General features: G+C 61.1%; 8 protein-coding genes and 1 pseudogene. 4 read left to right on the top strand and 5 right to left on the bottom strand.

The annotated features are described in order from the left end of the window. The first annotated feature begins 154 nt into the window (after window positions 1-154). A complete protein-coding gene (locus ACP7AU_RS17305) occupies window positions 155-553 on the top strand; it encodes a hypothetical protein (RefSeq protein WP_426052220.1) in 399 nt (132 codons plus the stop codon). A gap of 101 nt (window positions 554-654) precedes the next feature. Then, the gene (locus ACP7AU_RS17300) at window positions 655-1,356 is read left to right on the top strand and encodes an SOS response-associated peptidase family protein (protein WP_426052219.1); all 702 of its coding nucleotides are present in this window, start codon (window positions 655-657) and stop codon (window positions 1,354-1,356) included. Here ACP7AU_RS17300 and ACP7AU_RS17295 read toward each other — a convergent pair. Beyond that, the gene (locus ACP7AU_RS17295; RefSeq protein WP_426052218.1) at window positions 1,278-1,556 is read right to left on the bottom strand and encodes a DUF5681 domain-containing protein; all 279 of its coding nucleotides are present in this window, start codon (window positions 1,554-1,556) and stop codon (window positions 1,278-1,280) included. The two genes, ACP7AU_RS17300 and ACP7AU_RS17295, sit on opposite strands and share 79 nt — an antisense overlap. A 12-nt stretch (window positions 1,557-1,568) precedes the next feature. Then, window positions 1,569-2,144 carry a DNA-methyltransferase gene (locus ACP7AU_RS17290; protein WP_426052217.1) on the bottom strand — a complete coding sequence of 192 codons (576 nt, stop codon included), beginning with the start codon at window positions 2,142-2,144 and terminating at the stop codon, window positions 1,569-1,571. A 208-nt stretch (window positions 2,145-2,352) separates the two neighbouring features. On the opposite strand from ACP7AU_RS17290, the gene ACP7AU_RS17285 reads away from it, so the two are divergent. After that, window positions 2,353-3,639 carry a tyrosine-type recombinase/integrase gene (locus tag ACP7AU_RS17285; RefSeq protein ID WP_426052216.1) on the top strand — a complete coding sequence of 429 codons (1,287 nt, stop codon included), beginning with the start codon at window positions 2,353-2,355 and terminating at the stop codon, window positions 3,637-3,639. A 392-nt stretch (window positions 3,640-4,031) separates the two neighbouring features. Here ACP7AU_RS17285 and ACP7AU_RS17280 read toward each other — a convergent pair whose 3' ends face one another. Beyond that, complete coding sequence (locus ACP7AU_RS17280; protein ID WP_426052215.1) at window positions 4,032-4,463, bottom strand: BLUF domain-containing protein; 432 nt, start codon at window positions 4,461-4,463, stop codon at window positions 4,032-4,034. A 128-nt stretch (window positions 4,464-4,591) separates the two neighbouring features. Then, window positions 4,592-5,149, bottom strand: a complete 558-nt coding sequence (locus tag ACP7AU_RS17275) for a hypothetical protein (protein ID WP_426052214.1) — start codon at window positions 5,147-5,149, stop codon at window positions 4,592-4,594. A 225-nt stretch (window positions 5,150-5,374) separates the two neighbouring features. Here ACP7AU_RS17275 and ACP7AU_RS17270 point away from each other — a divergent pair, with 225 nt between their 5' ends. Next, window positions 5,375-5,947, top strand: a complete 573-nt coding sequence (locus ACP7AU_RS17270) for an NADPH-dependent FMN reductase (protein ID WP_426052213.1) — start codon at window positions 5,375-5,377, stop codon at window positions 5,945-5,947. Between the two features lie 21 nt (window positions 5,948-5,968). On the opposite strand, the pseudogene ACP7AU_RS17265 reads toward ACP7AU_RS17270, so the two are convergent. After that, window positions 5,969-6,086: pseudogene (locus tag ACP7AU_RS17265) on the bottom strand (IS5/IS1182 family transposase); the annotation flags it as partial.

The raw sequence follows: 6,086 nt of genomic DNA, 5'->3' as shown, positions 1-6,086 counted from the left end.
CCCTGTTCGGCTCCGCGCGGTACTGGCCGGTCGAAGGCCGATCCAGCCGATTTCGGTGTAGCTGCGGCAGTCGGGTCGCCCGCGTGTCCTACACCCGCAATGAATCCCAGACCGATGGGCCGATCTCACCTGCCGCGCTCGCCCTCTGGTTCTGATGAGCTACGTCAAGCTGGAGAACCGACCGGTCTCGTGGTGGCGCTGTCGCGCGGCGACGATCGGCCAGATGCTCGATCAGGCCTGGGTTGTCTGGTCCGTCTGCAACACCTGCTTTCTGGTGATGCCGGCAGACCTCGAATGGTTCGCTTTCAGGCTTGGGGACGAAGAGACGCTATGGAACCGTCATCCCTCCTGTCGCCGCCTGGGCTGCAACGGAACGATCACCTTTCACGGCACGCCTTCAGCGATCAATCGCTGCATGGAACTGAGGGCAGAGTGGCCGCCGGAGTGGGCCGAGACAACGCCAACCGTCCCGCCCAGGCTGCCCCCCGAGCAGCGAGAACGACCTTTGCCGGACCCGGCACAGCCAGAGGCCAGCCGACGGTTCAGACCCTAGCGGATGGCGCGCAACTGTCCCGACCGATGCAAAGGAAACCTTGACCGCTTCAACGGTGTTTGCAGGGCCTCCAAGGCCAGTGGCACGGACTCAACAGCCGCATGGGCGCATGGCAGGGTCTGGGGATGTGCAACCTCTACCGCGCCAAATTCGGGCCAAGCGACATACTCGCCATGACGAATGCGATGCTCAGCGTCGTCGGAAACCTCGAACCGCGCGACATCTATCCCGACTATGAGGCCCCGATCGTGCGACTGAACGACGATGGCGAGCGCATCCTGACGAAGGCACGATGGGGCATGCCGACCTCGAAGAAGGCGTTGATCGAAGCCACCGGAAAGCGTGTCGACAAGCTGCGCGCCAAAGGTCAGGTGATCGATGACGAAGCCTTCAAACGCTATCTGGAGATCGAGCCAGACAAGGGCGTGACCAACGTCCGCAACACCATGAACGCGGCCGGAAAGATGAACGCCCATTGGGCTCCGTGGCTCGGACAGGCGAACCGCTGCCTCGTCCCGTTCAACGCCTTCAGCGAGCCTGATCAGGACTTCGAGGGCACGAGGAAGAACGTCTGGTTCGCCCTATCGGAGGATCAGCCGCTCGCCTTCTTCGCCGGGGTTCATGCTCTCCAATGGTCTGGCGTGCGCAAGATCAAAACCGGCCCCGAGACCAGCGACCTGTTCGCCTTCCTGACGACGGATTCCTCCGAGCCGGTGAAGACCTATCACCGCAAGGCCATGCCAGTGATCCTGACCACGGAGGAAGAACGCGACGTGTGGATGGCCGCGTTGTCGACCTGCTGACGCACGGCCACCTCCGCCTTGGTCAGATAGACCCGACGCCCCTCGATCGTGACGGGCACCCGGGTCTGCATGGCGTCGGACAGCAGGGTGTGCAGATTATGGGCGCCCTTGGGCCGGCCCTTCGGGTTCCCGGACTGGCCCGTCTTGAACCGCGTGGCCTGGGGTGGTCGGCCGTAGCCGACGTCATAGTCATCAGACATGGGTCATCTCCCTCAAGCGGCCAGACGGGTGCGGACCCGCACGCGGGGGGCGGGCAGGGCGCTGATCTCGGCGGAAGGGATCGCGACATCAGCCCCTTGAGTAGCCAGATTGGAAAGCCTGGCGCGTTCGGCCCGGACCTCCCGGAACGTCTGACCCGTCGAAGCCAGACGCGCCTCGCGGCCGGTGAACTCCTGCCAGCGGACCACGCCCACGTCGACGTAGCGGGGGTCGAGTTCCGTGGCGAAGCCGCGCCTGCCGACGTTCTCCGCGGCGACGATCGTGGTGCCGCTGCCGCTGAACAGATCCAGGACCGCGTCACCCTTGGCGGTGCAGTCGAGGATGGCATCCCGGACGAGAGCAAACGGCTTCACGGTCGGGTGCATCTCACGGGCCTTGGCCTTCGCCGCGCCGAACCCGTTGACACCTTCATAGGTCCAGACGTTCGATCGGTCGCGCCCGTGCTTGCCCAGTTCCACGCGGTTCAGGTGCGAAGCCCCGCGCTTGCGAAACAGGAAGATCAGCTCGTGGCGGGGGCGGTAGAAGCTGCCCATGCCTCCAGCCTTCTTGTCCCAAACGATGAGGTTCAACCGGTCGAGTTTCACCGCGGCGGCCGCGGCGAGCGTGTGCTCCAGATGGCGGTGAGCCGCCCCCGGTGCGCTCGATCATTGTCCTCCGCGGCGCCCTGGCCGAAGCGCTTCAGGTCCAGGCCAGCGGCAAGTCCGTGGTCCTGGACAGGCGGTTGACCTTGCCGTTGAGTGGTCGGGCTTCGTCGCCGCTGAGGCTCGCCGACTGGGTGTGTCGCCGCACTCACCAGAGTATCGACGTGTCGAGGCGGCGATCGTCAGCGCCGAGATCGATGTTATCCATGGGCGTCACTTAGCGTGGCTCGGGCAAGAAATCGAACCCACCACAAAGGCTGTGGGGAGGGGCATCTCTCGCAACCTCAAGCCGCAATCCAACTGGACTATCACGCATCTGAGCAACCACATGCTCGAGAATAATCCGAAGCGACCGTCCTGGCATCACAAGGTCACCGCACAGGTCGTCCCGTTGTTCGTGAGCCACCTCGGTCCGCCGCGCGCCATATCTGAGATCACCCGGGACGATATTTGGAGCTTCATTGAGCGCTTGCGGCAGTGCCCCACCAACGCGGCGCAACGGTTCCCGGGTAAGTCGCTGGCCGACGCCATCGCCCTGAACAAGCGGAAGGATGTGCCCTACGCGACTCTAAGTTCGAACACGATCCGCGACACGCACTTCGCTGTCCTTCGTGCCGCTTTCGGATATGCGGTCGGGGAGGGCTGGCCAGACGGATCGCCGACCGATCGGGTCAAGGTCACAGGCTCGACCAAGAAGGGCGGTCAACGGCCTTCTTTCAAGGAAGAGGAACTCACAGCCCTCTTCGATTTGCCCGTATTCACCGGCTGCAAGTCTAGCGCTCAATATGGAGTAGCCGGCGAGCTGATGCTCGACGATCATCGGTTCTGGGCACCACTTCTGATGCTCTTCACCGGCATCAGGCCCAGTGAGATTGGTCAGCTCGCCGTGACCGACGTCAAACTCAGCCGTATCCCCTTCATCAGCATTCTTACCGAGTTCGACCCGAACGATCCGGACGACAAGCCCTTCTACGTGACCTTCAAGACCTCGAACGCCCGGCGTGAAGTCCCCATTCATCCGATGCTTTTAGAACTCGGCTTCGGTGCGTATGCGGTGCGAATGGGGGCATCGGGAAATGCCCGATTGTTCCCGCACTGGAAGGCCTCGAAGGACGCCCGCAAGCTCTACTCAGGGGCTAGGTGGATCAGACGGTTCAACGAGGTGTTCATCCCGAGTTGCACAAAGCGACAGCCAAAGCCGACCTTCTACTCGTTCCGACACACGTTCAAAGTCGCCATGGCAACGAGAGGCATTGATCGGGCTATCCAGAACCAGATGCTGGGGCACGCCAATGTAGGCATGGACGCCTACTACTACGATGCTGTGTCCCTAGACGAACTCCACGAGCAGATCTCGCGGGTCTGCTACAAGCACCTGGACCTCTGCCACCTCGTCGAGCGAGCGAAGTCCTATCAGCCGTAGGGCCCATGGCATCAGGGTTCAGTCAATCATCCTGACATCAAAACCGTCGCCTTATATCGACAGCCAACGTTCACCGACCCACACTTTTCCGATATTAACGCACGCATAAAATCGCGTTTCTGCCGCTCGATGTCAGGTTATTGAAGGATTGAGCCGTCTTCAGGCCCTGAGCGCAGCGGTGTAAGTTTGAATGCCCGAGCCCAGAGTTTGCCGACAAGAACGGGCACGCTCAAATATAGGCGGCCAGTGAAACATCACGTGCCTTATGCCTGAAGCCCGCCAACGTCCGCTATCCGGCGCAAAACCAATGACGGTTCTCGACCCATAGGCGACGTCTGGGGCCTCCCACCGAGTGGCCCTTGATGCGGCGCACGAGGCAACAATCGCGAAGGTCAGAAAACCTGGCTGGCGAGATAATGGCGTTCAGTCTTGCTCATCAGGTCCAACAGGATGGATGTCACCTGTGCCCCCGTTCCATTCTCGGTGACGATCCGGAAGGACTGCTGGCTCAGCGGCGTAGGATCGGGCCGAGCCATGGACCATCCCCTGAACAGCCGAGCTTGAACCTCCCATTCCCCCAGAACGGTAAGGTTCTCATGACGGTTGTCGGCCCGCACTCGTTTCATGAGCATGTCCACCTTGCCCCTCTCCCCCTCGTAAACCTGGACGAACTTTCCATCAGGTAGAGCAAGCGCACCGGAGATTCCGTCACGCATATTGTTGCGGATCGACACATTGAAGATTGCATCCAGCCCTGACGCGTCATCATGGGAGATGCAGGAATCGCTCCTGTAAACCAACCGGATCAGGTTCTTTCCCAGCAACAGCTTATTCCCCGAGGTTGAAAACCCATCCCGTGGAAACGCCGCACCGTTTCAAATGATCCCGGTCGTCAGGCAAAGAGCGAACCGTCGTCGGTGCGAAAGTAACGAAAGAAGTCCGCTATCCACCCCTAGCCGACGCGGGCAACGTCCGCTCCCGGCACGGCTGTCCAATGTCTGCTTTCCAACATGGGGCTAATGATGGTTCCCGACCCATTCCGGACATTGCACGTTTTGACCCGATGGGCGGAACTACTGACCTTCGAAATCCTTGAAGTAGGGGCTCGCCATTCGAGAAGGAAATGACCATGCACCATATGCAAGACATGATTGCTGCCCATCCCGACGTCGCCGGAAGCACGAATGATGTTCTGATCAAGTGCATTGAGGAGTGCTACTCCTGTGCCCAGACGTGCACCTCGTGTGCGGATGCCTGTCTCGCCGAAGAGATGGTCGCGCAGCTGAGACAGTGCATCCGGCTGAACTTTGACTGCGCCGATATGTGTTTGGCGGCTGGTTCGCTCGGAACGCGGCGCACGGGTAGCAACGAGCAGACGATTGTTGCTGCCATGCAAGCCTGCGCCATTGCTTGTGGTCTGTGCGCTGAAGAATGTGAGAAGCACGCCAGCAAGCACGAGCATTGCCGCATCTGCGCGGAGCATTGCCGGCGGTGCGAGCAGGCATGCCAAGACGCTATTCAGTCCATTCGCGGCTGATCAAACCGGACGACGCTTTTCCCGAGGCGGCGTCTCACGCTGCTATCTGCCTTCCACCAGCAGGAGATAGCTCGCTCCCAACCCTTAGCGGACATTAACCCACGTGGTCCGGTCAGGCGCATCGTCTGGATACTGGCTGCCGGTCGTGCGTTAGCGGACATCGAGGGGTCGCGGTTGGCGACCATCGGGAGAACGCGAATGATCGCCTTCAAAGTCGGCTACTTGGTCGGAAGCCTCGCAAAGGACTCGATCAATCGAAAACTGGCGAAGGCGTTGACCCGTCTCGCGCCCGAAGGCATGACCTTCAACGAGATTAGCTTCGGCGATCTACCCCTCTACAGCTATGACCACGATGCCGACTATCCGCCTGTTGCCAACGCTTTCAAGGCGGCGATCAAAGGCTCGGACGCCCTGCTGATCGTAACCCCGGAATATAACCGTTCGATCCCGGGTGCCCTCAAGAACGCCATCGATTGGGGTAGCCGTCCTTGGGGGACCAATTCCTTCGCCCGTATACCGACGGCGGTGATCGGGACCTCCCCCGGAGCCATCGGCACGGCGGTGGGCCAGCAGCATCTACGCAGCATCCTAGGCTTCCTGAATGCGCCGCAGATGAACGCGGTCGAGGGCTATATCCAGTTCACCCCCGGGCTGATCACCGACGAGGGGGAGGTGACGGTGGAGGAGACTGAGACGTTCCTGCGCAGCTACATGGCCGAGTTCCACGCTCATGTGACCCGTGTGCTGACCGTAATGCCGTGCGAAGATTGACCTGCTGGGCGGGACCTCCTTCTAGGTGGTGTGGACAAAGTGTCTGATCCACAGTCGGATGGATGCGACGACGACGAAGCCGAGGAAGCTGTCGGCGGTCTTGTCGTATCGGGTAGCCAGTCGTCGGCTGTGTTTGAGC

The sequence above is a fragment of the Brevundimonas sp. SL161 genome, assembly GCF_049896985.1.
Taxonomy (GTDB): domain Bacteria; phylum Pseudomonadota; class Alphaproteobacteria; order Caulobacterales; family Caulobacteraceae; genus Brevundimonas.
The sequence above is the reverse complement of the archived record's forward strand: the minus strand, read 5'-3'. Positions and strand labels throughout refer to the sequence as shown.